Raw genomic sequence first — 26,892 nt, forward strand, 5'->3', positions numbered from 1 at the left:
TCACGCTCCCTCGTCCGGCGGGTCGGGCTGGGGGCGATCGGTGTCGTCCTCGGGCAGCAGGAACAGGTTGCCGGAACGGTAACTCGCACCCAGCCGCGCAGGTTTGGTGGGACGCATAATCACCGCCTCCTCACGGCGGTGCCGGCGCTCGGCGTCCAGGCCAGAGACGGCTTGCTCGACGCGCTGCAGCATGGAGGTCACGGGTGAGGCGGGGGCCGGGGCAGCTGCCCGATCCTCGGCGGCAGCCCGAGCCTGGGTCTCGTCTCGGGCGTGGTTGATGCGTTCGGAGCGGGTGGTGGCCGTCTTCCAACTGCTGACCGGGGCCCGGGCGGCGAGGATCTCCAGCAGCAGGGGCAGCAGTTCGGCATCCGTGCGGGGCCGCATGTCTGCCTCGCGTGCGGCGGCCAGTAGCTCGGAGACTCGTCGGTCACCGAACGCAGGGACCGTGCCGACCGGTGGCAGTCCGGTCCAGCGCAGTTCGTGCCAGTCGTGGGTGAGAGGGTCCTGGAAGAAGACGGTACGGCGGTCGCGCGGTTCGCGGTGCACGCACCAGCGGCCCTTGAACCTCCCGCCCCGGGCCGAGCGCTCGTTCAGATAGGGCTCAAGCGCGTCGCCGTAATACCAAAGGCCCTTGATCTTCACTCCGCGCTCCCGCAGCACGGAGATGGGATGGGACGGCAGCAGCTCGTAGTAGAGGTCCGGTTGCGGCAGCCGCAGCCCCAGGCCGGTCTGCTCGAAGGATGCCGCGAACAGGGTGTTGGGGCTGTGGCTGCCGCCGACGTCCCAGGCCGGGGCGTACTCTCCCAGGTGCCTCCGCTGCCAGATGCCCACGATCCAGGTGGCGACGAGGTGTTCCATCTCCTCCAGCGTCAGCACCTCCTCGTCCTCGGGGGCGGCCCCGCGGTCGGCGGCATCGACGCCCGTGTAGCCGGGCAGGTGCTCGAACAGCAGCGTCCTGATCGCGCCGAAGGCCCGCTCGACAGCGTGCTTGTCCGGAGGCCGCAGGGCCCGGGCCGGGAGGATGTTGCAGCCCAGCCTCCGCTCGACCTCCACCAGGTGGTGGTTGCGATAGAAAGACCCGTGGTCGGTGGTGACTGTCTCCGGGCTGAAGAACGGCAGACCGGCCACCGGATGGCCGGCGAACTCGGCCACCAGCGCGGACGGCAGCCCCGGATACGGCCACTCCATCTCCGGCCCCCACTCCGGCCGCATCGGCAGTGGCAGCATCACGTCACGCAGCATCATCGCCGCGTCCACCGCGGTGTCCGACACCAGCGTGAGCCGGAAAACGCAGAGCGAGTGGGTGAACACATCCAGCGCGAGGGTCAGGTGGGCCCTGACCAGCTCGCCGAAGACACCTTCGCGGACCATCACCGGCAGCACCGTGGTGTCCAGTGCGACCACCTGCCCGGGACGGTCGACCAGCACATGCCCGGACCGTACCGGCAGATCAGCCGCCCCCAGATTGCGCGGCCGTGACCCGCTGGGGCCAAACCACTCGTGCCAGACCTGCCGCAGCGTGTTGTATGACGGGACGTGCAGGTCGGGCCCGTAGGTCTCGCGTACGTACTGATGGATCAGGCGGGTGCGGGTGGCCATCCCGACCCGGGACCGGCCCTGCAGTTCGGCGTGGACCGCGAAGATCGCTTCCCGGATCTCCGGGCCGATGCTCGGGCGGCGCCCGCCCGGCCGCAGCCACCGGTCATCAGCGCATCCGATCAGCCCGGACCGCTCACGGCCACGCTCCCAGCGGATCAGCGTGCGGTAACCGACCCGATCCAGTCCCAACAGCCGGGCCTCCTGCCGGTCCATCGCTGCCAGCTCGGCGACCTTGGCCCACCGTCGCTCGGTCAGCGTGGTGGTGGCCGGGTCGTAACACGGCCTCGGTTCTCCCGGCCTGGGATCCTCCGGATTCCCGCTACGGAACCCAGTGCCCACCTCCAGCAGGTGGGCCATTCGTAGCCGGACCAACTCCAGTTTCCCCGGCGGAAGATCAGCCACGGACGCGGGCTGCCGCCCGCGGTCCGGGCCGTCGGCCGCTGTGCGCGAGGACGGCCGACACGTCGGATGGTTGACGAGGAACCGGAAGGTCAGCTGCTGGCGAGCTCCCGCCGGATCGCGTACCACGACCCGCCCCAGATGGGGCTCATGCCGTTCGACAGTCCACTCCACCCCGTCCAGGACAAGCCCGGCCCCCGGAGCGAGATCAAGCGCCAGCCGAGGATTCACAGGGCCTCATCTGCGGGCTCGACCAGCGAGTGGTCACTCAGCGGGACAGAGAGATCGATACCGAGGGAACGGTGCCAGAGCTGGTGCAGCAACTCCGCCCTAGCCAGCGCAGGAACCGAGGAGGCAGCCACGAGTTCCCCGAACGTCACCCGAGACCGAGCCCGTTCCAGGAGATCCGCCCGCAGCCCGAGTGGATCGGGCAGCGGGCGGCGCTGGCAGGACAAAGTGTCCAGCCCGCTGAAGACGTGTCGCCTCCAGCCTGCGGCCACTACGTATTCCCAGCCGCAGGCCAGTGCCATCTCAAAGGCGGCGGCGAACGACTCGACGTCCTTCGCGCGCACCCGGTCAAGCGGTCGGACATCGATCAGACACACCCCGGCCCGGGACAGCACCAGGAAGTCCGGAACATGGACACGCGGCCCGCCGCCGGTCCGGAACTGCAGCTTCAAGGGCTGCGGGACCACCTCCCGCACCTGGCCGGCGAAATCCAGCGCGAGCAGAACCTTCGCTTCCTCCAGACTCTCGAAGCCGTGATGCCGCCCAGTGCTGACCATGTACTGAAGCCCAGGCCGATGACGCTGCCGCCGATGCCACGAGAACCAGCGAACCGGCCCGACCCCAGGAAGCTGAACCTGGGCAAGGTCCCGGACCGGCACGATCAGTTCGCCGCCTCCGAGGTTCAAGGTGACCGCCCAGCGACGAGTCCAGCCATCCGAAAGATCCAGATCCTGACGTCCAGAGGCAACCGACGCCCGTACGAGCAAGTCGTCCCAGCGGCAGCGGTGCGACCACACCGCCCCCGCCTCGGGGGCCGCCACAGGCAGCAGTCCGTACTCATCGGCCATGCCTTCAAGCAAACGCCCACCACGACGCCCGCACCGGCACACTTCGAAATTGGTGACAACCCGACTGCGAACACGAACCTCGTGACAACTAGCCCGAGCAACTGGTGACAACTATCGCTGCGAACTCGACCGAGAGGACCAGGTCAGATCCCCCGCTCGGTGACAGTTATCGCTGCGAGTCACAAGCCTGCGGCTCGGTGATCCGATCGCGGTGTTGCCGACGGTGTTCCACCTGCTCCACCTGCTCCACCTGCTCCACCTGGGACGGCTGACAGCGGATCTGTCGCACCCCCTCTATCGGATGCCACGCCGGTGTCACGTGCGGAGGCCCGGTGAGCGGGCACACCCAGGGGCACGGGCAGCGTTGCGGGGCGAGGATCGGGTGCGCATGGCCGACCGGCTGCACACAGTCGTGGGCCTGTCCGGGACGACTGTGCGGCTCCTCGACGAAGCCGGGTCGGCGAGCCTGGTGTTGCTGTCGCATCCACTGGTCTGAGAAGGCTTCGCGCTCATGGGCCAGGAAACCGTTCAGGGCCGCATGCCACTATTCGCGCTCTTGTTGTGACCGAGGTGGAGTTCGGCAGGCCCGCTGGCGGCGCAACTGCGGGCTATCGGCCGGCAGGCGATTGTGGGGACCGTTCAGCGGATGCGCAGGTGCTACCGCGAGCAGCGGCTGTGGGGCCGGTCGATCACCGTGCGGTAGCTGTTATGGAACGTTCGATCAAGAACGCGCAGGCTGCTTCCTCCCGCTTCCGCTGGCTGGAATGTTCTGGGCGTCGCGGCGTCACGGGGAAGCTTGAGGCATGCGTCCGACCGACTGGCATCTGACCGCAGACGTCAACGACTTCCATGCCCGAGCTGGGGACTTCCTTCGCTCGCGCCCCGCTCTGCACACCATGGTGCTGACGGTGACGGAGAAGTACCGAACGGAGGGAGTGGCCTCCCGGCACGGCGCCGCGGGGCCTGTTTTCGGCCGACTGAAGTGCGAGGGCGAGGTCCGCGCGGCCTTCTTCCAGCGCACCCCGAGCGGTTCCCTGAGCGTCACGTCCCTCACTCCCGAACAGGCCGACGCGCTCGCCACCCGTCTGGCCGAGCTGAAACACCCGGTCCCCGGCGTGGTCGGGGACCATGACTCGGTCGCCGGGTTCGCCGAGGCGTGGCAGCGGCGGACGGGCGCGGAGCCGGTGCCGAGCACGCGGCTCCATCTATACCGTCTCGGCACGCTCACCCCACCGGAGCCGTTCCCCGCGGGCCGGGGGCGCGCCGTGGGCGAGGAGGACCGGGAGCAACTCATCCGCTTCTGCCGCGAGTTCTGCGTCCACGTCGGCGAACAGCCCTCCATCGACCTGATCGACGCCGGCTCCTGGGCCGACTCGCGCTTCGCCGACAGGCACTTCACGTTCTGGGAGACCCCCGACGGCTCCCCCGTGTCCATGGCGGCCAGGACCACGGTCGTCGGCGCCATGAGCAGGGTGGACCCCGTCTACACCCCGGCCCACCTCCGAGGGCGCGGCTACGCGGGCGCCGTGACGGTGGCGGCGAGCCGCGCCGCGCTGGCCGCGGGCGCGAAGGAGGTCGTGCTGTTCACCGACCCTGCCAACCTCACCAGCAACGCCCTCTACAGGCGCCTCGGCTACGTCCTGCTCACCGACTTCATGGTCTACGAGTTCCCGTCCACCGCGTCCGAGGCCGACTGAGCGCCGACGGATCCGTGACCACGGCGGATACGTACGGAGCCCGGCCCCGTATCTCCAGCCCCTCCCCCTGCCCCCTGCCCCCTGGCCCCGTGCGGGCGGCAGACTTGCCCCATGACCGCCACCGCTCCGAACGCCAAGGCCGACCTCCGCCTCTATCTGCAGTCCGCCCGCGACGCCCTGGTGTGGAAACTCGAAGGGCTGTCGGAGTACGACGCCCGCCGCCCGCTGACGCCGACCGGCACCAACCTCCTGGGGCTGCTGAAGCACACGGCCGGTGTCGAACTGGGCTACCTCGGCGACACCTTCGGGCGCCCCTTGGGCGAACCCCTGCCCTGGCTCGATGGTGACGCCGAGCCCAACGCGGACATGTGGGCCACCGCCGACGAGTCCCGCGAGGACATCGTGGGGCTCTACCGCCGGGCCTGGGCCCACGCGGACGCGACCCTCGACGCGCTCCCGCTGGACACGGTCGGAAGGGTGCCGTGGTGGCCCGACGGCAAGGACGAGGTGACGTTGCACCACGCCGTGACCCGCGTGATCGCCGACACCCACCGGCACGCCGGACACGCCGACATCCTCCGGGAACTCCTCGACGGCGCGGTCGGCATGAACGACGGCAACACGAGCATTCCGTCGAGCGACCCTGCATGGTGGGAGGAGTATCGCGGCCGTCTGGAACTCGCGGCCGAGGAGGCCGAACGAAAGGCGTGAACCGGCCCGCCGTGCAGGCCATTTCCTTCGACGGCGTCACTCCACCTCCAGAACGCGCCGGAATTCAGGCCGAATACGCATTGCCTGGCCCCGGCCTCTCCCCTTATCGTGGGCGTATGACTGCCGGGTCGGCCTCGCGCCGTGAGTGGATTGGTTGCCCGGCCTCCGAGTGAGGCCGGGGCGGGCCAGGAGCCCGCCTGCTGAAGTTGTGCGCGCCGAACACCGTTCTCTTCTCCGATCTCCCACTGACGAGATCTGACGAGATCTGTGAGCTCATCGGGCGCCTACCCGGGTTCCTTCGATGTTCCCGACGCGCCACAGGTGCGCCTTTCGCGTGTCCGTGCGCACCGAAGTCGCACACCATCACGCCGCAGCGCAGTCACTTCGCGTCGCGACACATCGCACGCACTGCACTGCACTGCATCACATTGCACTGCACGACACCGCACCGCACCGCATCCTCGGTAGACACCCTCACCCTCGTGCATTCCGCCGACGCGCCCATTCCGTCGGCGTTTTACCGATACACGCGCTGCGGCAATCACCCCTGCCCGAATTCCGCGACGAAAACCCCGTCGCACGGCGACCAATGGAAAGCAGAGAATGCCCAACCCTTTCAACCAGCAAGTCATCGACGAGTTCCGCACCCGCCACGGCGAGGTCGGCGGATATTTCGAGGGCGCCCGGCTGATCCTCCTGACCACCACCGGCGCGCGCACCGGCAACCGGCACACCACCCCCCTCGGTTACCTCCCCGACGGCGACGGCACGATCCTGGTCATCGCGTCGGCCGGGGGTTCGCCCAAGCACCCCGACTGGTACCGGAACATCACGGCCGACCCCCGGGTCACCGTGGAGAGCGGGGCGTTCACCTACGAGGCCGAGGCCGTCGTACTGGAGGGCGAGGAGCGGGACCGGGCGTTCGCGCGAGCCGTCGAGGACGAGCCGGGATGGGCCGAGTACCAGGCGAAGACGGACCGTACGATCCCGGTCGTCGCCCTGCGCGAGGTCCCCGTGGCCGGCCCCCCGAACATCAACGCCGGTTCCATGGGGGAGGCCATCAAGGTCGTCCATGACGCGTTCCGCCGCGAACTGGCGCTGATCAAGAAGGAGTTGACCGCGAGCAACGGCCGGGCCGGGCTCGGTGCCCAGCTCCGCGTCAACTGCCTCACCTTCTGTCAGGGGCTCCACAACCACCACACCGGCGAGGACATCGGCCTCTTCCCCTTCCTCTCCGACCGCCACCCCGAGCTGGTCCCGGCGCTCACCCGTCTCCACGAGGAGCACGAGCGGATCGCCGCCCTCTGTGAGGAGCTGCGGCGGGTCGTGACGGCCGAGAGCGCCGCCCCCGAGGCCGTACTCCCAGAGGTGGAGCGCCTCATCGACGCACTCGAAGCCCATCTCACGTACGAGGAAGAGCAGTTGATCCCCGTACTGGACGCCGTGGCGGTGCCGTCGGCCTCCTGAGCGGCGCGCGTGCGGGGAAGGGCGCGACAGCAGGCGCGCGTGCCCTGCTGAACAACCGGTGAGCGGCGCGCGAGCCCCCCTGGGGGGAGGGAGATCGGGCTCGCGTGCGTGCCGCTCACCGGCACCGCTCACCGTAGCCACGGCCCCGATCACCAAGGTGCCGGTACGGTCATGACTCCGCCGCCTTCCGGTAACACGACCACACCGGCGACACCTGCCGTACGCGCCGCCGGTCGGGGTCGGCGCCGCTCGCCCGGAGCCGGTCGCTCACCACGGCAGCGCTCGCGCGTGCACCACGTCCAGGCGCGACACCGCGCGCGTGAGCACCACGTACAGCCGGTGCAGCCCCCGCCCCTCCGCCGCCACGATCGCGGCCGGCTCGACGACCACGACATGGTCGTACTCCAGCCCCTTCGCCTCCCCGGCCCCCAACACCGCCACCCGCGCGCCGAGTTCGCCCGGTCCGCCCGTGGGGATGCCGGCCTCGCCGAGCGCCTCCCGCAGCCGCGGGACGTCCGGCCCATCGGCCGCGATGACCCCGATGGACCCCTCACGAGCGAGCGCGTCCCGCACGGCGGTGACGGTCGCCCCGGACACGGTCTCGGGTACGGCCGTGCAGACGGCTTCGCAGACGGCGCCTCCCTCGCCCCCGGCCTCCGTACCGCCCGCACCGCCTGTGCCGCCCGTCCCGCCTGCGCCGTCCGTACCGTCCGCCCTTCTGATCCGCAGCTCCCCGTCCCTCCGCAGGGACCGGGCGGCGGGCACGTCCACGCCCAGGCGCCCCAGCAGCCCGTTCGCCAGTCCGACGATGGCCTGCGGCACCCGGAACCCGGTGGTCAGAGGGATGACATGGGCGTCCGGCTTGCCCAGGTGGGCGAGGAGGCCGGGCCAGTCGCGGGCGGCCCACGGGGTCGTCCCCTGGGCCAGGTCGCCGAGGACGGTCACCGAGCCGTAGGCCGCCCGGCGGGCGATCGCGCGGCACTCCATCGGGGAGAGGTCCTGGGCCTCGTCGACGACGACATGGCCGTAGCCCTCGGGGTGGGCGAGGAGCCCCGCGACCTCGTCGAGGAGGACGAGATCGGCGGCCGACCAGCGGGCCGATCGCCACGTGCGCGGCGGCCTCCCCCAGCCGACGGCCTTCCGCTCCCCCGCGTCGAGCAACCCCTCCGCCGCGACGGCGAGCGCGTCCGGGTCCCCGAGCAGCCCGGCCAGGACCTCCTCCGGCCGGACCTTCGGCCACACCGCCTCGACGTACGCGCCGACCGGCCGCGACCGCGAGATCCGGTACACCCACGCGTTCGGGCGGGGGCCCGCCCGCAGCTCCGCCTGCATCTGCAGCAGCCGCACGACCCGCGCCCGGACGCGCTCCCGCCCGACGTCGTAGGGCAGGTCCTGTGTCCGTACGTCCGCCACGATCCGTCGCAGCTCGTCCCCGGACACCCGCCAGCGGTACGAACCCTCCGCGAGGACGAGCGAGTCGAAGCGATCGGGCTGCTCCGGTCGCCGCCCGGATCGTCGGTCGCCGTCCGCGACCCGCGCGTACAGGGCCCGGCGGAGCACCTCCGCCATCCGGGGGTCGTGCTTCACGGCCGCCGCGCGCTCGTCGTCCTCCGCCGTGACCGAGTGCCGGGCGATCTCGTCCGTGACGGTCGACTGGCGTACACCCGTCTCGCCCAGCGCCGGCAGCACCTCCGCGATGTAGGAGAGGAAGGTGCGGTTGGGGCCGAGGATCAGCAGTCCGCCGCGGCGGATGCGCTGGGGGTAGGTGTAGAGGAGGTACGCGGCGCGGTGCAGCCCGACGGCCGTCTTGCCGGTGCCGGGGGCGCCCTGGACACAGACGGAGGTGGCGAGATCCGCCCGCACGAGGTCGTCCTGCTCCGGCTGGATGGTGGCGGCGATGTCCCGCATGGGGCCGAGGCGAGGCCGCTCGATCTCGGCGGTGAGAAGGCTGCCGGGACGGGCGGTGACCGCGCTGCCGGGGGCGCCGCCGCGGTCCAGGCGCTCGTCCTCCAGCCCCGTGAGGTCGCCCGAGTCACCCAGGCTCCCCGGCGCCCACCCGAAGCGACGCCGGACGGCGACACCCCGTGGATCGCGGGAACTCGCCTGGTAGAAGGCCCGCGACACCGGCGCCCGCCAGTCGACGACGAGGGGCGGCACAGCCGGAGCCTCACTGATCCGCAACCGCCCGACGTGATAGCTCTGCCCGGCGTGATCGGCGTCCGTGTGGGCGTCGAAGTCGAGCCGCCCGAAGAACAGCGGTCCCTCGGGCAGCTCCCGCATCTCCTTGGCACGGCTGCGCAGCCGGTACCCGAGCACCTCGGCGTCCGCCCCCGACGCGGAGACGTCCTCCCCGACGACGACCTGCTCCCCCGCGCCCTCGACCATGGCGGCGAGGGCGGCGCGGCAGGTGTCGTGATAGGCGCGCTCGTCGGCGAGCGTGCGCCGGAGTGCGGGGTCGACGGCAGGTTCGAGAGAGGTCATTCCACCGAGCCTACCGAAATAGCGTGACCGAGTTAAATTCTTTACCGAGCCTCACACATCGTGAGCCCGCCTGCGCCGTCCGAGCGACACCCGGGCGGCACCCGAGCGGCACCCGAGCGGCACCCGAGCGAAGCGGACCGATCCGAGCGGCCTCCTCAGGCCACCCCGCCTCCGAGCGGAAGCGCCCCCTCCAGCCGCCCGAAGACCCGCTCGGCGGCGGCGACGGCGTCCCGCTCGACCTCCTCCACCGGCTCCCCGCGCTCCACCCGCCGCCGGTTCTCCTCCGCGAGCACCCGCCGTACGGCCACGATCTGCCCGGCGGCGACCCGCGCGTCGAGCCCGCCCCCGAGTACCTCGGCGAGCGCGGCCTCGGCCCGCTCCAGATGGCCGTACGCACGCGCGACCAGCGACGGCGTCCCGTAGAGCAGCCGGTGGAACGCGAGCACCTGCGGATGGTCGTTCAGCCCGGTCACCGGGTCCCGCCGCGCCAGCCCCGCCAGGAAGTGCGCCCGCACGGCCCCCACGACCGACTCCCCCTCGGCCCGACCGGCCACCACCCGCGCCGTCTCGTCCTCGTGATCGGCGATCCGGTGGAGCACGAGGTCCTCCTTGGCCGGGAAGTACCGAAAGAGGGTCGGCTTCGAGATCTCCGCCGCCGCGGCCACCTCGGCCACGGACACGGCGTCGAACCCCTTCTCCAGGAACAGCCCGATCGCGATCCCGGACACCCGCTCGTACATCCGCTGCTTCTTGCGCTCGCGCAGGCCGGTCTCACTCATACGGACGAGCCTACGCAGCGCCGGCGCCCGCCCGGAGCCACCGGGTGAGCGCCGCCTCGATCACCCCCACGTCGGGCACCTCCTCGACGCCCAGGGGGTACGCGCCCCTGCTCAGCACCTCCCGGAGCGACCGACTCGCACGGCGCAGCAGGGCCCCGTCCACCTGGGGCTCAAGACGCAGGGACTGCGAGGTGCGCATCACGTCGGTGAACACCGACTGCGCCCTCTTGTAGTCGAGGAGCTTCGGGAGATCCTCCCGCCAGCCGTGGGAACTCCCCGGGCGGACACCCTCCACGAGTGCGCACCACCGCTGCGTCAGCCGCCGCTCCTGCTCCGGCGGGTAGCGCATCAGATAGAGATGGGTGGCCAGGTCGTAGAGCGGGTCGCCGAACATCGCGAGTTCCCAGTCGATGGCCCAGAGCCGGCGATCAGGATCGACGATGAGGTTCTCGCGGTGAAGATCCGCGTGCAGGAGACAGAACGGTCGCTCCCGCAGGCCGGCCACATGCTTTCTGAGCTGCTTGAAAGAGTCGTGATCCAGGTTCAGTCCGGCGAACAGGTCCCCGTACTCCGGGAGGTTGGCTCCGTAGACGCGCTCCTCGGTGAAGCAGATCAGGCGGTCGAGGAATCCGGCGCTGTCGCGCTCCGGTGCCCGGTCGCGCGACTCGCACCTCCGCTTCACCAGCAGGGACCGGGGTCGTACGGCGACCAGTTGGCGGAACAGGGTGAGGATCTGCTCGAACGCCTCGTCGGGGACCTCCGTGCCGGAGGCGTGGAGCGCTCCGAGCGTCTCCCCTTCGATGAACCGCTGGAGGACGGTGCCCTCGACCTCGATGAGGTCCGGGATGTTGTCGATACGCCCCTGCAGCTCGGTGAGCAGACGCTCCTCCGAGTCGAAGCAGCGCCGGTCGAACCAGAGCAGACCGGCCCGGGGCTCGCGGCACTTCCAGCGGGCGCCCCCCTCGGCGACCCTGGCCTCGGGCGGCAGCCGGAAGACATACGTCTCGTGGTGGTAGCCGCTGAGCGGTCCCTCCACCTCATCCGGGGCGGCGCTCATCTCACCGGCGCGGCGCCGCCCCGTGGAATCCGATTCAGCTGGCATTGCCCGTTCTCTCGCCGTGGTCGCACCAGGGGTGAAATCAAGGAAGTGGAGGCACGTTACTCCTCCGTGGGCGAGCATCGTGGCAGAAGCGAATCATTCGCCGGTGGCGGTCCACGGGTTGAACACTCACGCGTCGGCACCCGTACTGACAGACGTCGCACGTCTGGCCGAAGACGTCGTATCCGCAGGACACACGGGTCACCGGGTCACTGCCCGGGGAGCGGCGCCCTCAGGACGTCCAGGACGAGCTTGAGCGAGTTCACGGTGTGCGGGAGAGGTACACCCGCGTCCAGGAGCGCTTTGAGCTTGCGCTCGTTGTGCGCGTAGCCCAGGAAGGGGACTCCCGCGTCGCGGGCCGCCTCGAAGTCCGTCGGCGCGTCGCCGACCATCAGGGCGCGGGCGGGATCCGCGCCCATCGCGTTGAGGGCCTGGCGCAGGATGTGGGGGTGCGGCTTCATCAGGTCGAGGTCGCGGGTGCGGCCGTACATGTAGGGGAAGCACTCGGCGAGGCCGCGGGTGTCGATGTAACGGGCCGCGGCGAGGGCCGAGTTGTTGGTCGTGATGGCGAACCTGGCCCGACGGGACCAGGTCCGGATGAGCGGGTCGGCCCAACTGGTGGGGTACGCCTTCGGCGCGGCGGTCAGCTCCTGTTGGGTGAGCCACTCCTCCAGGTCGACGATGAGGTCGCTGCTGGGGTGACGCCGGCCGAGGCCCAGGAGGACGACCTGCGGGTCCGCCGTGTCGCGCTCCCGCTCGGTCAGCAGCCCGCCCAGCCCGCGTCGGTCGATCAACTCCACCAGATCGCGGGCCACTTGGTGCGCGGGATGCCCGGAAAACAGTCGACAGATCGGCCCGTCCAGGTCCCAGAGCACATAGCGGACGGGAGTGATCAGTTCTCGAAGGGACTCTGTCTGTGCTGTCACCGGTTCAGTCTGCGCCGTATCAGGAGTCACTAGGAGAGTGTCAGGTCCGTCGTGATGGTTTCCCAGAGGGCGTTGAACCATTGCTGGGACTGATCGACGAAGGCCGCGTCGCGGGGTCCCGTCTCCTTCTCGAAGGAGAACAGGAGCGACTGGGTGCCGAAGGCGTCGTACATCTGCAGGGGGCCGTCCTCCATCTGTTCCTCGCGCTGCATGAGCATGTAGTAGGCGATCAGGGCCTCCTGACCGTTGAGGAGGTACAGCTTGACGGGCGGGGTGAAGGGGAGGGCGCGGAAGGTGACGCGGACGTCGAGCTGGTGGGACGTGCGCAGGGCCAGGAGGTTGTGGCGCAGGACGCGGATCTGGGCGTTGCGCTGGTCGAGCCAGCGCTTGTGGACCGGGTCCTCGTCGTCCGCGCCCCGCCCCTCCACCGGGACCGGGAACGCCAGGTTGATCTTCCGGGAAGGCAGGAGGATGCGGACGTCGATGGACTCGGGGCGGATCGTACCCTCGTGGATGCGGCGCACCGGTTCGCCGAGGGCCAGCATCAGGGTCTCGGCGGTGAGGCAGGCCGCGTCGACGCGGACGTGCGGTGCGGAGAAGGCCGCGGCGAGGCGGGGACCGAGGCCCACCATCGTCGACTGCGGGGCGTCCCTCGCGGGGTGGAGTGCCTCGGCGACCCTGGGCGGGCTCCCCTTGCTCACGTTGCTCAGCAGCCCGTCCTCCTGCAGGGCACGCAGCGCCTGACGGACCGGCCCGCGCTCCACGCCGAACTCCTCCGCCAGTTCGGCCTGGGTGGGCAGGCGCTCGCCGGGCCTGAGCTCGCCGCCGCGGATACGGTCCCGCAGGGTGTCGGCGATCTCCTGGGACGAGAGCTTTCTGCTGCCGTTCACTGCAACGTTCTCCTGAGTCACGACCAAACGGTACAACTCTCACCCATCTTTGGGGAGTTCACCGCAAGGTGGTTATAAACCTAGACCAAATGGGAACCATTTAAACGAAGTTGGTTGCCAACTTTCGCAAGTTGGCAGAGGTGCCGACTCTCACCGGCCCCCTGGTCACCCAGCCCCTCGGAGGAGGTACCACCATGCCCGCTGCCCTCGCCCTCGCCTCCGCCCTCGTCGTCGTCGCCCTCCAGCGCTTCGTCGAGTGGCGCTACGGCACCATGGGAGTCATCGGCCTGCTGTTCCTCACGATCGGGCTGAAGGCCAACAACCACACGTGCAGCTCGATAGGCGCGGTCATCCTCGCGCTGATGTTCGCCGGACCCGCGATGTGAGGCGAGAACGCCCGCTGCCCGCGAGCGGGCGGGACGAGCCTCAGGTCGTGAGCAGCAGGTCCGAACTGATGGTCTCCCACAGCGCGTTGAACCACAGGCCGGACTGCTCGACGAAGGCCGTGTCCCGCGGGGCCGCGGCCGCGCTCCGTTCGAACGCGAACAGCGTGGACTGGGTCCCCTCGGCGTCGTACATCTCCAGTTGCTCACTGTCCACCTCGGCCTCCTTCCGCTGGACCGTGTAGTACGCGAACAGCGCCTCGCGGCCGTTGAGCAGATACAGCTTCACGGGCGGCGTGAAGGGCAGCGCGCGGAAGGAGACACGGACGTCGATGCCGTGCGTGGACCGCAGGGCCAGCAGGTTGTGCCTGAGGACCTGCCCCTGCGCGTTGCGCTGGGCGAGCCAGCGGCGCTGCAGCCGGCCGTCGACCGAGGCGTCCACCGGGGACGGAAAGGCCAGCGGGATGTCCCGGCTGGGCAGCATCACCCGGACATCGACCCTGGCCGGATTTATGCGCCCCGCGTGAATCTCGCGCAACGACTCACCCACGGCGAGCGTGAGGGACACGGACGTCAGGCACAGGGCGTCGATCCGCACATGCGGGGCCGCGAAGGCGGCGGACACGCGCGGGCCGAGCTCCACCATCGTGGGCCGCGGGGCCGCTTCCGGCCCGCCGACGGCCGCCGTGCCCAGGCCCGCGGCGACGGTCGCCGGACTGCCCTTGGAGACGTTGGTGAGCAGGTGCTCCGACTGCAGGACGCGCAGGGCCTGCCGTACGGCCCCGCGCTCCACGCCGAACTCGTCGGCCAGCTTCGCCTGTGTGGGCATGCGCTGTCCCGGTCGCAGCTCGCCGGACCTGATCCGGCCGCGCAACACGTCGGCCACCTCGTGGTGTGACCTCTGGGGCCGCTGTGACGACTTCCGCCCATCGACGGCCGTGCGTTCCCGCTCCACGAACAAACACTACAACTTCTCGCCATCTTTGGGCAGTTCGTGGGAAGGTGGTTATGAGACGACTCCAAGAGGACATAAGTAAGGTGAAGTTGGTTGCCAACTTCCACAACATGGTCAAACCTTGGGACTGTTGGTAACACCGAGACCGACCGATCGACCTCCCCTCCGGAGGGGAGCCGGGAGTCCGACCGGTCCGCACAGCCACAACTGAATGGATCAGCCACAACTGAATGCGCAGCCACAACCACAACTGAACAGCTACGGATTCCGCACACACGCACACACACCACGAAAGGTTCAGAAGATGTCCGGGCACCACGGGCGCCTGGACGTCCGCAGCAGGGCGTCGGCTACGGAGGCGGCGCCCTTCCGCTGTTCCCGCACCCGGCCGAGCGCGCCGAGCCGTACGGCCGACTCGTCGCCCAGCCACAGCGCCGCCAGGTCCGAGACCTCCAGCACGAGGTCGCCGTCCTCGCTCGTCGGCACACAGCTCGCGCCGTCCGGGCCCACGTCCAGCCGGTAGCGCCCGTCCGCGAAGCCGCCCGCGTCGACAACCTCCAGCACCAGCGTCCCGGTCCCGGCGTACGTACGCGCCTCCAGCGCCCGTACGACGTCCAGGATCCGCACCCACAGCCAGTCCGCCTGGGTGGTGACGCCCACGGCGCGCGGGTCGGGGAAGAAGTGCGGCAGCAGGTCGTCGGGGGCCCGCCAGCCGGACTTGACCTTGGTGATCCAGTCGATCGAGCAGAGGTAGTGCCACAGGGCGCGCTCGGCGGCCGGGGTGGTCGCGATCAGCCAGTTGACGTCGGCCGTGTTCTGCGGCTGCTTCATCCGCCAGCTGTCGTCCGCCTCGTACGAGACGAGCCCCTCGACCTCACCGGCCGCCGAGCGGTACACCGCGTAGAACGGATCGGTCCAGGAGGAACTGGTCCGCAGGTCCCCCGTGTTGACCCGCCACCAGCGCTCGTCACGGCTCACCGCGCCCGGCTGGGCGTGGCGGAGGCGGTCGTGGAGGGCGGGGCCGAGGGCACGAACGGCCGCGCCGTCGACGAGGTCGACCCGGCCGCCGTCCGCCGGGCCGGACCAGCGGGGGTCCAGGCCGGTGCGGGGGACGTCGACGGTCCACTCGGTGGTCCAGGTGGCGGGGCCGAAGCCGTAGCGGCCGTAGATCGGGTACTCGGCGGCGATCAGGGTGGCGACGACGTCGCCGCGTTTCTTCGCGGCGGTCAGGTCGTGGGCCATCATCCGGGTGAGGAGGCCCCGGCGGCGGTGGGTGGGGCTGACCGTGACGTTCGAGATGGCGTCGGCGGGGACGGTCCGGCCGCCGACGACCGTCAGTTCCTGGGGGAACGAGCGGAAGGTCGCGACCACCTGGGTGGTGTCGGTGGGGGTGAGGGGGGTGCGGGTGCGGGACGCGTCCAGCGCGGCGAGGGTGCGGGACGGGTCGATGTGGGACGAGCGGTCCTTGAGCTCCTGCGGGGAGAGGGATTCCGGAGGGCGGAGGAAGCCGGTGTTCAGGGCGTTCAGCCAGGCCGGGATCTCGTCCTCGGTGACGGGGCGTACGGCTATGTCGTGGGAGGAGCTCATGGGGCCACGCTAGGGGGCGGCCCTCGGTGTGTCTCGGGGATTTCCGCGCCCCCGCCGGTGCGGGCCGGTGGGGCTTTTCTCGCAGTCCCCCGCGCCCCTGAAGGGCGCGGGGTCCGGCGGTCAGGTGAGCAGGTCGTCCACCTGGGCCTCACCCTCCCGGTAGCGGCGGGCGATCTCGGCGCTGCAGTCGTCCGCGGTGCGCTGGAGGCGCTGGCGGCGGCCGGAGATCTGTTGCTCGTGGTGGACGAGACGGGCGAGGCCGGCGGTGAGTTCGTCGTCGGTGCGGGCCTGGAGGTCGGAGAGTTCGACCTCGTCCAGCATCTCGGCGGCGAGCCGGCGGTGCTCCTCGCCGTACGGCGTGCCCACGGTCACGTGCCGGGCCGAGGAACGGTGCCGGGCCGGGGCGTCCGTGAGGATCGCCGAGAGGCGGTCCACGAGCGCCGCCGGGTCCGCCGCGCCGCCCCGGCGGGCCAGTTCGGCCCGCAGGATGTCGATACGGCCCTGGAGCAGCCGCCGCAGATAGCTGAGGTCGGCCTCGTCCCGCTGGGCGTCCCGGCGCAGGGTGCGCAGTTCGGGCAGCCGCAGCCGGGACAGTTCGTGCTCGGCCTGGTCCGGCGGCGGCAGCGGTGCGCTGTCCGTGCGCTGGACCGGTGGCCGACGGATACCGGGGCCGGGCCCCGGGGTCGTACGGGTGGACGTCGCAGTCCCCGGGGGCTGCCCAAAACTCGATGTGCTCATGCGCCTCAACCGTCCCCTCGACCGGTGTGTGTGAGCATCGTGCCACTCTCTGTGGTCGCTAGGTGACCGAGTCCCCGCGATCCACCCCAGATGGGCGGTAATGGATCAATGAGAAAGACCGGGCAAAGCGCTCCGCAAACCCCGGTGATCACGAACCCCCCGTAAGAGGGACCCCCTCGCACACGGTTGATGGACGTCGGCGGCATGATGGTCGGCATGCGTGCGGTGGTGCAGAGGGTCGACGGCGCGAGTGTCGTCGTCGACGGTGAGACGGTCGGCGAGATCCAGGGCGAGGGGCTGTGCGTCCTCGTCGGGGTGACGCACGACGACACCAAGGAGAAGGCGGCGCAGCTGGCCCGCAAGCTGTGGTCCGTGCGGATGCTGCACGACGAGAGGTCGTGCAGCGATGTGGACGCGCCGTTGCTGGTGATCAGCCAGTTCACGCTGTACGGCGACGCGCGCAAGGGGCGTCGGCCCACCTGGAACGCGGCGGCGCCCGGCGACATCGCCGAGCCGCTGGTGGAGGAGGTCGTCGCCCAGTTGCGGGCCCTGGGGGCGACCGTGGCCACGGGGCGGTTCGGGGCGAGCATGCGGGTCGGGCTGACGAACGACGGGCCCTTCACGGTGCTGCTGGAGATGTAGGACGCGGGGCCGCCGCGGGACGTGCGGGGGCAGGGGGCGCAACCCGGCGCGCGAAGGCCGCCGAGCCCGCCCGTCCGCCATCGCGTCACCTCGGAGCACCTCGGAGCACCTCGGAGCACCAGGAGCAGAACCCCACCCGTACGGCCCATACGGCCCTCACGGCCCCTACGGCTCGACCACCGTCTCCTGCGCCGCCGCCGTCGTGTCCGCCATCAGCCGCGCGTCGACCGGCACGTTGCGCTTGATCAGCGCGAGGGCCACCGGGCCCAGTTCGTGGTGGCGTACGGACGTCGTGATGAAGCCGAGCTTGCGGCCGTCGGGGCCGTCGTCGGCGAGGCGGAGTTCCGCGCCGCGCGGCGGGAGGTGGACCTCGCTGCCGTCGAGGTGGAGGAAGACCAGACGGCGCGGGGGCTTGCCCAGGTTCTGGACGCGGGCGACGGTCTCCTGACCCCGGTAGCAGCCCTTCTGCAGATGCACCGCCGTGCCGATCCAGCCCAGCTCGTGCGGGATGGTGCGGTGGTCGGTCTCGAAGCCGAGGCGGGGGCGGTGGTGCTCGACCCGCAGCGCCTCGTACGCGAGGAGACCCACCGCGGGGCCCGCCTTGTCCGCGTACGACTCCAGGTCGGCGCGCGGCAGGAACAGATCACGGCCGTACGGGGTCTCGCGGACGACCGTGCCCTGCGGGATCTCGGTGATCGAACCGGCCGGGAGGTGGACGACCGCGAAGTCGTCCGTCCGGTCGGCCACGTCGACCCGGTAGAAGAACTTCATCGACTCCAGGTAGGCGAGCAGCGCCTGCTGGGTGCCGGGTTCGACATGGATCCAGACGGTGGTGCCGTCGTCGACCAGGTAGAGCGCGTGCTCGATGTGGCCGTTGGCGGAGAGGATCAGCGCCTCGGTGGCCTCGCCCGTGGGCAGTTCGCTGACGTGCTGGGTGAGGAGCAGGTGCAGCCAGCTGAGCCGGTCCTCGCCGGAGACGGCCAGGACGCCCCGGTGGGAGAGGTCGACGAATCCGGTGCCGTCGGCGAGGGTGCGCTGTTCGCGGAACAGGTCGCCGTAGTGCGCGGCGACACCTTCGTCCACTCCCTCGGCGGGGACGGCGCCGGGCAGGGACAGCAGAGGGCTTTTCATACGCCAAGCCTACGACTCGGTAGTTGAACCCTTGGAGGTCGATCCCTCGGAGGGCGACCCCTTGGCGCGCGCGGCCTTGCGCGAGCAGTCCTGGCAGCGGCCGAAGATCGCGAAGTGCTTCATGTCGGTGTCGAAGCCGAACGTCTCGCGCAGCTTGGCCGTGAAGTCGGCCGCCACCGACACGTCCGCCTCGATCACGTCCGTGCAGTCCCGGCAGACGAGGTGGAGGTGATGGTGCCGGTCCGCCAGGTGGTACGTCGGCGCGCCGTGCCCCAGATGGGCATGGCTGACCAGCCCCAGCTCCTCCAGGAGCTCCAGGGTCCGGTAGACCGTCGAGATGTTGACCCCCGACGCCGTCTTCCGGACCTCCACGAGGATGTCGTCGGGGGTCGCGTGCTCCAGGGTGTCCACGGCTTCGAGCACGAGCTGCCGCTGCGGCGTCAGCCGGTAGCCGCGCTGCCTGAGGTCACTCTTCCAGTCGGTGCTCACCACACGTCGAGTCTAGAACTACGTCAGCCACCCAGGGAGCCGTCCCGGGTTTGCGCTCAGGTCATCGATGGCTTCGATGGGCCCGGGCGCGTCGAAAACGGCCTGTGACGGCCGGTTGCGCCTGTAGATGTGGTGGCACCGGGAGCATTCCCGGCTGGTACAGGCCGGATCCACGCACACCACCGGAACTCCGGCTCGCTCGGCCTTGTACGCGATGTTCACGATCACACGTTTCGGACGGCGACTCGCGGCACGTCTCGAAAAGTCGCCCCGCTCACCCGAACAGGTGACCCACGACCGGAATCCTGTCGCGTATTTACTTGAAGAAGGCGATGCCGTCGTCCGGCATGTCGTCCGGCAGGGCCTTCGCCCAGCGCTCGACGTCCTCGGGGGTGACGACCTTCTTCAGGTGCGCGGACATGTACGGGCGCAGCTCGACGTCGGGCGTCGCCTTCTCGCCGACCCACATCAGGTCGCTGTGCACATAGCCGTACAGCCGCTTGCCGCCGCTGTAGGGCCCCGAGGCCGCCGTACGCGCCACCGCGTCCGTGACCACGTCGATCTGCGGCTTCTGCTTGGCCAGCTCGCCGTACCAGACCTCGACGACGCCGTCGTCACGGGTCATGACGATCTCGACCTTGCGGTCGGCGTCGATACGCCAGAATCCGGACTCGGTCTCCAGCGGACGGACCTTGTTGCCGTCCTTGTCCAGCACCCAGGTGTGGGAGTGGTACTCCAGGAAGTCCCGGCCGTCGTGGGAGAAGGTGACCTCCTGGCCGAAGTTGCACTTCTCGGCACCGGGGAAGTCGTGGACGCCCGCGCCCGCCCAGTCGCCGAGCAGAAAGGCGAGGGGGACGAGGTCCTTGTGCAGGTCGGACGGGATCTCGATCATCGGTTCTTCCTAGCAGTGGGTCAGCGCTGGCCCTGGTACAGCTTCTTCACGGTCAGACCGGCGAAGGCGAGAACGCCGACGGCGACCAGGACCAGCAGGATTTCGAAGAAGAGTTCCACGGGGTGCTCCTCGGATGAGCGGGGTTCGGTACTGCACAAGGCCGGGCCCCAGCTTACGCGGCCGGGGTCGGGGCCTCGCCGTGAGGTGGCCCCTTCCGGCTCCGCGGGCGTCAGCTCAGCAACTGGCTCTGCAGCACCACGGTCTGCTGGAAGGGCAGGGCCTCGGTGGCGCCCTTCCGGGACTGCACGATCAGCGCGAGGGTATCGCCCGCCGACAGATACGCCTGGCGGACCTGCTCCTTGCCGTACGGCTTGCCCTCGACGTAGGCGGCACGCTCGACGTCGGCCAGGTCCGAGCGGGGGGCGAAGTCCTCGTCCCGGCTGAACACCCCGTCCGACCCCCGGACGACGTAACGCGGACTGTTGTAGTCGGTCAGCTCGTCCGAGTACAGCGTGTCCGCGACGGCCGCCGTACCGAATCGCAGCAGATAGATCCGTGTGTGCGTACCGTCGGGCATGGTCCAGCCCCGGGCGGCGACGTGTCGCAGTCCGTGGTCGGTGAACATCTGCCCGAGGCTGTCCAGGTCGTCCTCCGGCTCGTACTCCTTGAGGAAGTCCTCGGCAGGCAGCCAGCCGTCGGCACCGGCCAGCGCCTTGTCGGCCTTCGCCCCCCTCGGCGCGGGGAGTACGAGTCTGCGCAGGTCGGCGTGGTGCGCGCCGGCCTTGTTCTCTTCGGCGAAGGGGGCCGGGCTGCCGGAGGGCAGCGGGGGAAGAGTCAGCTCGGGGTACTCCCAGCGGCCGTCCGGCTCGGTCGCGAGTCCCGGTACGTCCGTACGCTCCACCCGCGTGATCCCGTACCCGGTGGCCGCGCCGACCGAGACGAACGCCACGAGGGCAGCCGTCCACCGCAGGGCCGCCCGGAGCACCCGGCGGTCCTTGCGCGGAGCCGTACCGGTCCCAGCCGCATGCCCCGTCTCCGTCTGGGTCTCCGTCTGTGCCTGCGCCACCGCCTGCGTCTCCGGCGGCGTCTCCGGCGGCGGCGACACGTCGAGCGGCACCGGGGGCGCGGGCTCCGGGGCCGACGGTTCCCGGGCCGTCGTCACCCGCTGTGGCTGTTCGGTCTTCTCGGTCATACCGCCTCCCCCGGCTCGGTGATCCGGTCGAGCTGCTCCCGGACGAGCCGCGCGACCTTTTTGGTGTCCAGCGGTCTGACGCCGTAGGCGTTCACGGTGACGACGACGTCTCCCTGGACCGCCAGACAGAGCATCGCGTCGATCTTCAGGTCCGCCCCCTTCGGCGGCAGGAAGCAGTGCGCGTCCTTGCGGCCCTGGATCTCGGGGCCCTTGCGGAACACGTCCAGGATCTCGATGAAGGCCTTCTGGAAGGCGGCGCTGTCCCGGGCCGCCGCCCTGTCCATCCGAACGAGTTCGACGCTCACGGTGAAGGGGTCCTCCTGGGAGTACGAGCCGCCATCGCCGAGATAGCTGCGCATCGCCAGGCCCTGGATGTCCTGCTTGTCGATCTGCCGGGCCAGCTGCCGCCGCTCGGAACGGGGCAGGTCGCTCAGGGACTCCTTGCGCAGCGCCGCGGCCTCACCGCCGCCGAGCGCGGCGTCGGAGCCGTACCCGCCGATGTCGGGGCCCCGGGTCCAGTCGTCGTCGTACGGCACGAGCATCCCGGCCAGCCCGGAGGAGCCGCCGGTGACGGCCGTCTTCCCGGCCTTCCCGGATTGGGGGAGTTTCCAGACGGGCGCGCCCGCGTCACGGTCGGCGTCCTTCACGGTCACCACGGTGAAGCCGACTCCGGCGACGACCGAGACGGCAAGCAGCACGGAGCCGGCGACGGCGGCGAGCCGGCCCGGGCTCGTCCGCTTCCGCGCCGTCGAGGCGGCCACCACGGTCGTCCCGCCCTCCGGTTCGACGTCACCGATCAGCCCGCCCGCGGGGGCCGCGATGTCGGTGGCCGTCGTGCCGGGGGCCGTCGTGTCGGGGGCCGCGATGTCGGGGGCCGCGATGTCGGGGGCCGCGATGTCGGGGGCCGCGTCCCCGCGGTCCTGCGGGTTCCCGCTCACAGCCGCTCCATCTGTCGCTCGGCCAGGTCCATGATCTTCTTCTTGGACAGGGGCCGGGTGTCGCTGACCCAGAGCGACATCAGGATGTCGCCGCGCCAGGCGAACGCCTCGGCCGCGTAGAACGGCTGATAACCGGGCTCCGTGCGCGGGGTGTTGTGCACATAGGCCATGCCGTCGCCGGTGCCGGGGACGGGCCAGCTGTCGGTGTCCGCGTCCTGACCGGTCCAGTAGTACGCGCTGTCGGCGAAATCCGCCGCGCCCAGATGCTCCTCCTGGTGGAACTGTACGAGCCGGATCTCCACGACACCGGTCGAGCCCTCGGCCCAGCCGGTGACCGCCGCACGGCGGAACTCCCCGTCGACGAGGTCGACGAAGGCCTCGGCGGACTCGTCGTAGTAGCCCGAGAAACCCGCCAGATCGAGCCAGCCGTCGGCCTCTCCGCGGAGGGAGAGCTCACGTGTGCCACGCGGCTTGTCCAGCAACAGTTCGCGCAGGTCGCCGTCCGTCTTCACCTTGGGGTCCCGAACGGCGGACAGCGGCTCCGGCCCCTCGCCCTCCGCCCGCTTCAGCGACGGCTGCGAGAGCGGGGGCAGCGCGGTGGGCTCCCGGTCGGCCTGCACCAGATAACCGGCACAGGTCCCGGCCATCAGCCCCAGTGCGACCGCGGCGGAGATCAGCAGCGCCGTACGTCCCCTGCGTCGCGGGCGCGCCACGGGCGCCGCAGGCGTCGCAGGCGTCGCAGGCGAGACGATCACGTCATGGTCGACCGACACCTCCGGGGCTGCAGAAGCCCCCGGCGCTTCGGGTCTTTCCCCTGGTTCCAAGACGTTTCCCCCATCGAACATGAAGCACGGATCTCGTATTCAGCGGACAGGAGACCACGGACCCCGGCGCAGGGTTGTCCCGGAAATGATCACGATTCGGACTACCATTCGGCCCATGGCGAAGAAGCTCGTGATCAAGGTGACGGCCGGGGCGGACGCTCCCGAGCGGTGCTCGCAGGCGTTCACGGTGGCGGCTGTGGCCGTGGCCAGCGGGGTGGAGGTGTCCCTGTGGCTGACCGGCGAGTCCGCGTGGTTCGCGCTGCCGGGCAGGGCCGCCGAGTTCGAACTGCCGCACGCCGCCCCGCTCCCCGACCTCGTCGACTCGATCCTCGCGGGCGGCCGGCTCACCCTGTGCACGCAGTGCGCCGCCCGCCGGGACATCACCGAGAAGGACGTCATCGAGGGCGTGCGGATCGCGGGCGCGCAGGTGTTCGTACAGGAGTCGCTGGCGGACGACACCCAGGCGCTCGTCTACTGAGCGGCTGGGCAGGGCCTAGGACCTCGGCCGTCTCCTGCCGTCCAGCTCGTCCCACCACTCGTCGGACTTCGGGTCGCCGGAGGGGTCGTCCCACCAGCGGTCGTCGGGGCCGCGCCGGTTGGCGACGACGGCGGCGAGCGGCGGGATGACCATGGCGACCACGCACATGCCGACCGCGACCGGGACCGACCAGAGGCGCACGACGCCCCACGCCAGGACGAAGAGCGCGAGGCACGTGCCCATCATGACGAAGTAGGCGTGGCGCCGACGGGCGTACATGTCTCCAGCGTAGGCCCGCGCACGGCGGAGGGCCGTACCCCGGTTCGGACACCCGGGGTACGGCCCTCCGCCGTATCGGAACAACCGCCTCAGACGGCGATCGCGACCTCCGCCAGGCCGCCCTGCTCGGCGACGACGGTGCGGTCGGCGGTGCCGCCGGGGACGAGCGCGCGGACGGTCCATGTGCCCTCGGCCGCGTAGAAGCGGAACTGGCCCGTCGCGGAGGTCGGGACCTCCGCCGTGAACTCGCCGGTCGAGTCCAGCAGACGGACGTAGCCGACCACCGGCTCGCCGTCGCGGGTCACCTGGCCCTGGATCGTGGTCTCACCGGGCTTGATCGTCGAGGCGTCCGGGCCGCCGGCCTTCGCTCCACACATGTCTTTCTCCAAGAGAGGTCTGACCGGAAGGGAAGGCCGGTCGGGATGAACGGGACGTTCGTTTGCTACGGGTGCCGCTGGGTGCTGCCGGGTCCTACTTGTTGGCGCCGAGCTCGATCGGGACGCCGACGAGGCTGCCGTACTCGGTCCAGGAGCCGTCGTAGTTCTTGACGTTCTCCACGCCGAGCAGCTCGTGCAGGACGAACCAGGTCAGCGCGGAGCGCTCACCGATGCGGCAGTAGGCGATGGTGTCCTTGGCCAGGTCCACCTGCTCCTCGGCGTACAGCTCCTTGAGCTGGTCGTCCGACTTGAAGGTGCCGTCGTCGTTGGCGTTCTTCGACCACGGGATGTTGCGGGCGCTGGGCACGTGGCCCGGACGCTGCGACTGCTCCTGCGGCAGGTGGGCCGGGGCGAGCAGCTTGCCGGAGAACTCGTCGGGCGAGCGCACGTCGACCAGGTTCTGCGAGCCGATCGCGGCGACGACGTCGTCACGGAAGGCGCGGATCGCGGTGTTCTGCGGCTTGGCCTTGTACTCGGTGGCGGGGCGCGCCGGCACCTCGTCGGTCAGCTCGCGGGCGTCCAGCTCCCACTTCTTGCGGCCACCGTCGAGCAGCTTGACGTTCTCGTGGCCGTACAGCTTGAAGTACCAGTAGGCGTACGAGGCGAACCAGTTGTTGTTGCCGCCGTAGAGGACGACGAGGGTGTCGTTGCCGATGCCCTTCTCCGACAGGAGCTTCTCGAAGCCCTCCTGGTCGACGAAGTCACGGCGTACCGGGTCCTGGAGGTCCTTCGTCCAGTCGATCCGGATGGCGTTCTTGATGTGGTTCTTCTCGTACGCCGTCGTGTCCTCGTCGACCTCGACGATGGCGATGTTCGGGTCGTCGAGGTTGGCCTCGACCCAGTCGGCGTCTACCAGGACGTCGCTGCGGCTCATGCTCTTTCTCCTCCGGGGCAGTTACGGCGGGGTGCGGGTGCCTCCGGCGGTTCGGCCGGGGCGCGCGGGGATGGGCCCTGGCTCGAACAGGGCAGGCATCGGGGGACGCGGCGGCAGGACTCCGCCGCTCGCTCAGAAACTGCGACAGAGCATGGCGGCGACGCGGCACAGGTCTACTGCCCGCCGCTTCGTGAGATCCGCCTGTCGCTTCATGAGTGTCGATCGTAGGGACGGACAGGCGGACGTGTCACCGGCGTGTCGGATGGTGAGACGCGATCGTCCGCGATGTGGGACCAGAAGGGGGTACGGGCTGCTGCCGCACCGATCCGGAGGGCTGTATCGATCGTCACAGCTTTCCTGCGGACATGACCGTCTCGCCCACCGGACACTCCAGGTCCGCGGGGTCCCGCCCCCGTACTACCCGGCCAGCCTGACGTTCGAACCCCGGACCGTGATGTCCACGCCGTCCGACGCGGCCTCGACCTTGTCGAGCTTGATGCCGCCGGGGAGGCCGTCGATCTTCTGCTCGAAGTCGGTGATCGACCGGACCTGGCCCTCCGCGGCCTCGACGACCAGGTTCGGCAGGTTGTCGGCGTGCACCTTCACGGTGTCGCCGTCCACGGTGACCGTGCTGAGCACCGGGTACGTCGTCGACTTGCCCAGGAAGGTGACCTTGATGTCGACCTTGACCTTGCCCTTGCCGCCGTCGGAGAGGCCGACGACCTGGGCGGTCGCGCCGGGGAGGATCTGTGTCGGCGCGGACTTGGCGGCCTTGAGGAGCTCGTCGTAGGTGATGGTCGCGGTGCCGGTGGCGGTGGCGGCGGTGGCGGAGCGGTAGTCGCTGGAGAAGGCGACGCCGTGCATGTTCGCCTTCAGGTCGTCGATACGGATGCTCTCGTCGGCCTTGCCCGTGGTCGCCTCGTAGTCCTCGATGCCGACCTCGACGTCGTCGAGTTCGCCGCTGGCGACCTGGGTGAGGAACGGGAAGCCCTTGATGGAGACGTCGGGGGTTTCCGCGAGGCCCTCGCTGGTCTTCAGCTGCTCGGCCGCCTCGTCCTCGGCGAAGCCGACGGCGACGCGGTCGGCGATCACGAAGAGGCCGCCCAGGATCACGGCGACGATGACAAGTATTCGCAGTGCGCGCATGTCTCGGTGTTCCCCACGTAGTCCACTCGGCGTTCGGCCCGGCTATCGGTCGGTCCGGCTTCAACGACCTGGGTGGCCGTTCTACGCGAGGGTAATCGTGCGGGTGTAAGGGCGGGGTGGGCCGGGTCGCGTTGTTGATCAGCTGTGACAGGGGGGCGGGGCCGGATGCGGGGTTGGGTACGTCGTCGGGTGCGGCTCCGGTGGGGGCTGGTCGCGCAGTTCCCCGCGCCCCTGAAAAGCAGGGGCTGCGCCCCTTAGCTTTTCCGGGCGGTGGGCTGGAGGTCCGGGGATTTCGGGACGGCGGGCTGGGGGCTCTGCGGGTGCGGGGCCTGGGGTTGCGGGGGCGCGGGGCTGAGGGTTCAGGGGCGCGGGGCCTGGGGTTTTGCGGGCGCGGGGCTGGGTTTCCTAGGCGCGGGTCGTGGGGTTCTTAGGGGCGCGCGGGCTGGGTTTCCTAGGCGCGGGGCCTGAGGTTCTTAGGGGCGCGCGGGCTGGGTTTCCAAGGCTCGGGGCCCGGGGTTCTTAGGGGCGCGCGGGCTGGGTTTCCAAGGCGCGGGGCCTGAGGTTCTTAGGGGCGCGCGGGCTGGGTTTCCAAGGCTCGGGGCCCGGGGTTCTTAGGGGCCCGGGGGCTGAGTTTCCAAGGCTCGGGGCCCGGGGTTCTTAGGGGCGCGCGGGCTGAGTTTCCAAGGCTCGGGGCCTGAGGTTCTTAGGGGCGCGCGGGCTGGGTTTCCAAGGCTCGGGGCCCGGGGTTCTTAGGGGCCCGGGGGCTGAGTTTCCAAGGCTCGG

General features: G+C 70.4%; 27 protein-coding genes. 6 read left to right on the plus strand and 21 right to left on the minus strand.

The window, feature by feature from the left end; genetic code table 11:
• Complete coding sequence (locus tag ACWCRJ_RS11830; RefSeq protein ID WP_450939127.1) at positions 1 to 2,001, minus strand: transposase; 2,001 nt, start codon at positions 1,999 to 2,001, stop codon at positions 1 to 3.
• Positions 2,002 to 2,225: 224 nt separating this feature from the next.
• The gene (locus tag ACWCRJ_RS11835; RefSeq protein ID WP_450939128.1) at positions 2,226 to 3,074 is read right to left on the minus strand and encodes a TnsA-like heteromeric transposase endonuclease subunit; all 849 of its coding nucleotides are present in this window, start codon (positions 3,072 to 3,074) and stop codon (positions 2,226 to 2,228) included.
• A gap of 803 nt (positions 3,075 to 3,877) precedes the next feature.
• Between ACWCRJ_RS11835 and ACWCRJ_RS11840 the strand changes: the two genes are divergently transcribed.
• From ACWCRJ_RS11840 to ACWCRJ_RS11850, 3 genes are all read left to right on the plus strand, one after another.
• Positions 3,878 to 4,771, plus strand: coding sequence for a GNAT family N-acetyltransferase (locus ACWCRJ_RS11840; protein WP_450939129.1), 894 nt, complete (start codon positions 3,878 to 3,880; stop codon positions 4,769 to 4,771).
• A gap of 111 nt (positions 4,772 to 4,882) precedes the next feature.
• Entirely contained in the window at positions 4,883 to 5,482 is a 600-nt protein-coding gene (locus tag ACWCRJ_RS11845) for a DinB family protein (protein WP_450939130.1), read from the plus strand.
• 603 nt (positions 5,483 to 6,085) lie between these two features.
• Positions 6,086 to 6,949: a nitroreductase/quinone reductase family protein gene (locus tag ACWCRJ_RS11850; protein WP_450939131.1), complete on the plus strand. Its 864-nt coding sequence runs from the start codon at positions 6,086 to 6,088 to the stop codon at positions 6,947 to 6,949.
• A gap of 267 nt (positions 6,950 to 7,216) precedes the next feature.
• On the opposite strand, the gene ACWCRJ_RS11855 is transcribed toward ACWCRJ_RS11850, so the two are convergent.
• From ACWCRJ_RS11855 to ACWCRJ_RS11875, 5 genes are all read right to left on the minus strand, one after another.
• Positions 7,217 to 9,430, minus strand: a complete 2,214-nt coding sequence (locus tag ACWCRJ_RS11855; protein WP_450939132.1) for a HelD family protein — start codon at positions 9,428 to 9,430, stop codon at positions 7,217 to 7,219.
• Between the two features lie 155 nt (positions 9,431 to 9,585).
• Positions 9,586 to 10,209 (minus strand): TetR family transcriptional regulator, encoded by a 624-nt coding sequence (locus ACWCRJ_RS11860; RefSeq protein WP_450939133.1) that lies wholly within the window; start codon positions 10,207 to 10,209, stop codon positions 9,586 to 9,588.
• A gap of 10 nt (positions 10,210 to 10,219) precedes the next feature.
• A complete protein-coding gene (locus ACWCRJ_RS11865; RefSeq protein WP_450939134.1) occupies positions 10,220 to 11,311 on the minus strand; it encodes a phosphotransferase family protein in 1,092 nt (363 codons plus the stop codon).
• Between the two features lie 206 nt (positions 11,312 to 11,517).
• Complete coding sequence (locus tag ACWCRJ_RS11870; RefSeq protein ID WP_450939135.1) at positions 11,518 to 12,234, minus strand: HAD family hydrolase; 717 nt, start codon at positions 12,232 to 12,234, stop codon at positions 11,518 to 11,520.
• 29 nt (positions 12,235 to 12,263) lie between these two features.
• Positions 12,264 to 13,124 (minus strand): GntR family transcriptional regulator, encoded by an 861-nt coding sequence (locus tag ACWCRJ_RS11875; RefSeq protein WP_450939136.1) that lies wholly within the window; start codon positions 13,122 to 13,124, stop codon positions 12,264 to 12,266.
• 194 nt (positions 13,125 to 13,318) lie between these two features.
• Between ACWCRJ_RS11875 and ACWCRJ_RS11880 the strand changes: the two genes are divergently transcribed.
• Positions 13,319 to 13,510: a hypothetical protein gene (locus ACWCRJ_RS11880; RefSeq protein WP_005476857.1), complete on the plus strand. Its 192-nt coding sequence runs from the start codon at positions 13,319 to 13,321 to the stop codon at positions 13,508 to 13,510.
• Between the two features lie 40 nt (positions 13,511 to 13,550).
• Here ACWCRJ_RS11880 and ACWCRJ_RS11885 read toward each other — a convergent pair whose 3' ends face one another.
• From ACWCRJ_RS11885 to ACWCRJ_RS11895, 3 genes are all read right to left on the minus strand, one after another.
• On the minus strand, positions 13,551 to 14,468 hold the full coding sequence (locus tag ACWCRJ_RS11885) for a winged helix-turn-helix domain-containing protein (protein WP_450939137.1): 918 nt from the start codon (positions 14,466 to 14,468) through the stop codon (positions 13,551 to 13,553).
• A 291-nt stretch (positions 14,469 to 14,759) separates the two neighbouring features.
• On the minus strand, positions 14,760 to 16,049 hold the full coding sequence (locus ACWCRJ_RS11890; RefSeq protein ID WP_450939138.1) for a GNAT family N-acetyltransferase: 1,290 nt from the start codon (positions 16,047 to 16,049) through the stop codon (positions 14,760 to 14,762).
• A gap of 120 nt (positions 16,050 to 16,169) precedes the next feature.
• Entirely contained in the window at positions 16,170 to 16,787 is a 618-nt protein-coding gene (locus ACWCRJ_RS11895; RefSeq protein WP_450939139.1) for an RsiG family protein, read from the minus strand.
• A gap of 216 nt (positions 16,788 to 17,003) precedes the next feature.
• Here ACWCRJ_RS11895 and dtd point away from each other — a divergent pair, with 216 nt between their 5' ends.
• Entirely contained in the window at positions 17,004 to 17,429 is a 426-nt protein-coding gene (dtd, locus tag ACWCRJ_RS11900; protein ID WP_028797086.1) for a D-aminoacyl-tRNA deacylase, read from the plus strand.
• Positions 17,430 to 17,594: 165 nt separating this feature from the next.
• Here the strand turns inward: dtd and ygfZ are convergent, their stop codons facing one another.
• The 7 genes from ygfZ to ACWCRJ_RS11935 form a co-directional block, all read right to left on the minus strand.
• On the minus strand, positions 17,595 to 18,560 hold the full coding sequence (gene ygfZ, locus ACWCRJ_RS11905; RefSeq protein WP_450939140.1) for a CAF17-like 4Fe-4S cluster assembly/insertion protein YgfZ: 966 nt from the start codon (positions 18,558 to 18,560) through the stop codon (positions 17,595 to 17,597).
• Positions 18,561 to 18,569: 9 nt separating this feature from the next.
• The gene (locus ACWCRJ_RS11910) at positions 18,570 to 19,052 is read right to left on the minus strand and encodes a Fur family transcriptional regulator (RefSeq protein WP_450939141.1); all 483 of its coding nucleotides are present in this window, start codon (positions 19,050 to 19,052) and stop codon (positions 18,570 to 18,572) included.
• A gap of 15 nt (positions 19,053 to 19,067) precedes the next feature.
• Positions 19,068 to 19,277 carry a zinc ribbon domain-containing protein gene (locus tag ACWCRJ_RS11915; RefSeq protein ID WP_450939142.1) on the minus strand — a complete coding sequence of 70 codons (210 nt, stop codon included), beginning with the start codon at positions 19,275 to 19,277 and terminating at the stop codon, positions 19,068 to 19,070.
• Positions 19,278 to 19,365: 88 nt separating this feature from the next.
• Positions 19,366 to 19,941 (minus strand): FABP family protein, encoded by a 576-nt coding sequence (locus ACWCRJ_RS11920; protein WP_005476868.1) that lies wholly within the window; start codon positions 19,939 to 19,941, stop codon positions 19,366 to 19,368.
• Positions 19,942 to 20,170: 229 nt separating this feature from the next.
• Positions 20,171 to 21,133: a hypothetical protein gene (locus tag ACWCRJ_RS11925; protein ID WP_450939143.1), complete on the minus strand. Its 963-nt coding sequence runs from the start codon at positions 21,131 to 21,133 to the stop codon at positions 20,171 to 20,173.
• Positions 21,130 to 22,071: a hypothetical protein gene (locus tag ACWCRJ_RS11930; protein ID WP_450939144.1), complete on the minus strand. Its 942-nt coding sequence runs from the start codon at positions 22,069 to 22,071 to the stop codon at positions 21,130 to 21,132. The genes ACWCRJ_RS11925 and ACWCRJ_RS11930 overlap by 4 nt, the downstream gene beginning before the upstream one ends.
• On the minus strand, positions 22,068 to 22,784 hold the full coding sequence (locus tag ACWCRJ_RS11935) for a hypothetical protein (protein WP_450939145.1): 717 nt from the start codon (positions 22,782 to 22,784) through the stop codon (positions 22,068 to 22,070). Before ACWCRJ_RS11935 ends, ACWCRJ_RS11930 begins: the two co-directional genes overlap by 4 nt.
• Before the next feature lie 226 nt (positions 22,785 to 23,010).
• On the opposite strand from ACWCRJ_RS11935, the gene ACWCRJ_RS11940 reads away from it, so the two are divergent.
• Entirely contained in the window at positions 23,011 to 23,373 is a 363-nt protein-coding gene (locus ACWCRJ_RS11940) for a DsrE family protein (RefSeq protein ID WP_005476871.1), read from the plus strand.
• 15 nt (positions 23,374 to 23,388) lie between these two features.
• On the opposite strand, the gene ACWCRJ_RS11945 is transcribed toward ACWCRJ_RS11940, so the two are convergent.
• The 4 genes from ACWCRJ_RS11945 to ACWCRJ_RS11960 all read right to left on the minus strand — a co-directional run bounded on the left by ACWCRJ_RS11945 (position 23,389) and on the right by ACWCRJ_RS11960 (position 26,109).
• Positions 23,389 to 23,652, minus strand: a complete 264-nt coding sequence (locus tag ACWCRJ_RS11945; RefSeq protein WP_450939146.1) for a DUF3099 domain-containing protein — start codon at positions 23,650 to 23,652, stop codon at positions 23,389 to 23,391.
• Positions 23,653 to 23,741: 89 nt separating this feature from the next.
• A complete protein-coding gene (locus tag ACWCRJ_RS11950) occupies positions 23,742 to 24,029 on the minus strand; it encodes a DUF1416 domain-containing protein (protein ID WP_013002600.1) in 288 nt (95 codons plus the stop codon).
• A 94-nt stretch (positions 24,030 to 24,123) separates the two neighbouring features.
• Entirely contained in the window at positions 24,124 to 24,963 is an 840-nt protein-coding gene (locus ACWCRJ_RS11955; protein ID WP_450939147.1) for a sulfurtransferase, read from the minus strand.
• 417 nt (positions 24,964 to 25,380) lie between these two features.
• Positions 25,381 to 26,109 carry an LmeA family phospholipid-binding protein gene (locus ACWCRJ_RS11960; RefSeq protein ID WP_450939148.1) on the minus strand — a complete coding sequence of 243 codons (729 nt, stop codon included), beginning with the start codon at positions 26,107 to 26,109 and terminating at the stop codon, positions 25,381 to 25,383.
• Between the last annotated feature and the right edge of the window lie 783 nt (positions 26,110 to 26,892).

This window comes from Streptomyces sp. NPDC002324 (genome assembly GCF_053593335.1).

Coding starts and splice junctions, on each gene's coding strand:
- ACWCRJ_RS11835 (WP_450939128.1), bottom strand. CDS start 3,074: ATGGCCGATGAGTACGGACTGCTGCCTGTGGCGGCCCCCGAGGCGGGG.
- ACWCRJ_RS11840 (WP_450939129.1), top strand. CDS start 3,878: ATGCGTCCGACCGACTGGCATCTGACCGCAGACGTCAACGACTTCCAT.
- ACWCRJ_RS11845 (WP_450939130.1), top strand. CDS start 4,883: ATGACCGCCACCGCTCCGAACGCCAAGGCCGACCTCCGCCTCTATCTG.
- ACWCRJ_RS11850 (WP_450939131.1), top strand. CDS start 6,086: ATGCCCAACCCTTTCAACCAGCAAGTCATCGACGAGTTCCGCACCCGC.
- ACWCRJ_RS11855 (WP_450939132.1), bottom strand. CDS start 9,430: ATGACCTCTCTCGAACCTGCCGTCGACCCCGCACTCCGGCGCACGCTC.
- ACWCRJ_RS11860 (WP_450939133.1), bottom strand. CDS start 10,209: ATGAGTGAGACCGGCCTGCGCGAGCGCAAGAAGCAGCGGATGTACGAG.
- ACWCRJ_RS11865 (WP_450939134.1), bottom strand. CDS start 11,311: ATGCCAGCTGAATCGGATTCCACGGGGCGGCGCCGCGCCGGTGAGATG.
- ACWCRJ_RS11880 (WP_005476857.1), top strand. CDS start 13,319: ATGCCCGCTGCCCTCGCCCTCGCCTCCGCCCTCGTCGTCGTCGCCCTC.
- ACWCRJ_RS11890 (WP_450939138.1), bottom strand. CDS start 16,049: ATGAGCTCCTCCCACGACATAGCCGTACGCCCCGTCACCGAGGACGAG.
- ACWCRJ_RS11895 (WP_450939139.1), bottom strand. CDS start 16,787: ATGAGCACATCGAGTTTTGGGCAGCCCCCGGGGACTGCGACGTCCACC.
- dtd (WP_028797086.1), top strand. CDS start 17,004: ATGCGTGCGGTGGTGCAGAGGGTCGACGGCGCGAGTGTCGTCGTCGAC.
- ygfZ (WP_450939140.1), bottom strand. CDS start 18,560: ATGAAAAGCCCTCTGCTGTCCCTGCCCGGCGCCGTCCCCGCCGAGGGA.
- ACWCRJ_RS11920 (WP_005476868.1), bottom strand. CDS start 19,941: ATGATCGAGATCCCGTCCGACCTGCACAAGGACCTCGTCCCCCTCGCC.
- ACWCRJ_RS11925 (WP_450939143.1), bottom strand. CDS start 21,133: ATGACCGAGAAGACCGAACAGCCACAGCGGGTGACGACGGCCCGGGAA.
- ACWCRJ_RS11940 (WP_005476871.1), top strand. CDS start 23,011: ATGGCGAAGAAGCTCGTGATCAAGGTGACGGCCGGGGCGGACGCTCCC.
- ACWCRJ_RS11945 (WP_450939146.1), bottom strand. CDS start 23,652: ATGTACGCCCGTCGGCGCCACGCCTACTTCGTCATGATGGGCACGTGC.
- ACWCRJ_RS11950 (WP_013002600.1), bottom strand. CDS start 24,029: ATGTGTGGAGCGAAGGCCGGCGGCCCGGACGCCTCGACGATCAAGCCC.
- ACWCRJ_RS11955 (WP_450939147.1), bottom strand. CDS start 24,963: ATGAGCCGCAGCGACGTCCTGGTAGACGCCGACTGGGTCGAGGCCAAC.
- ACWCRJ_RS11960 (WP_450939148.1), bottom strand. CDS start 26,109: ATGCGCGCACTGCGAATACTTGTCATCGTCGCCGTGATCCTGGGCGGC.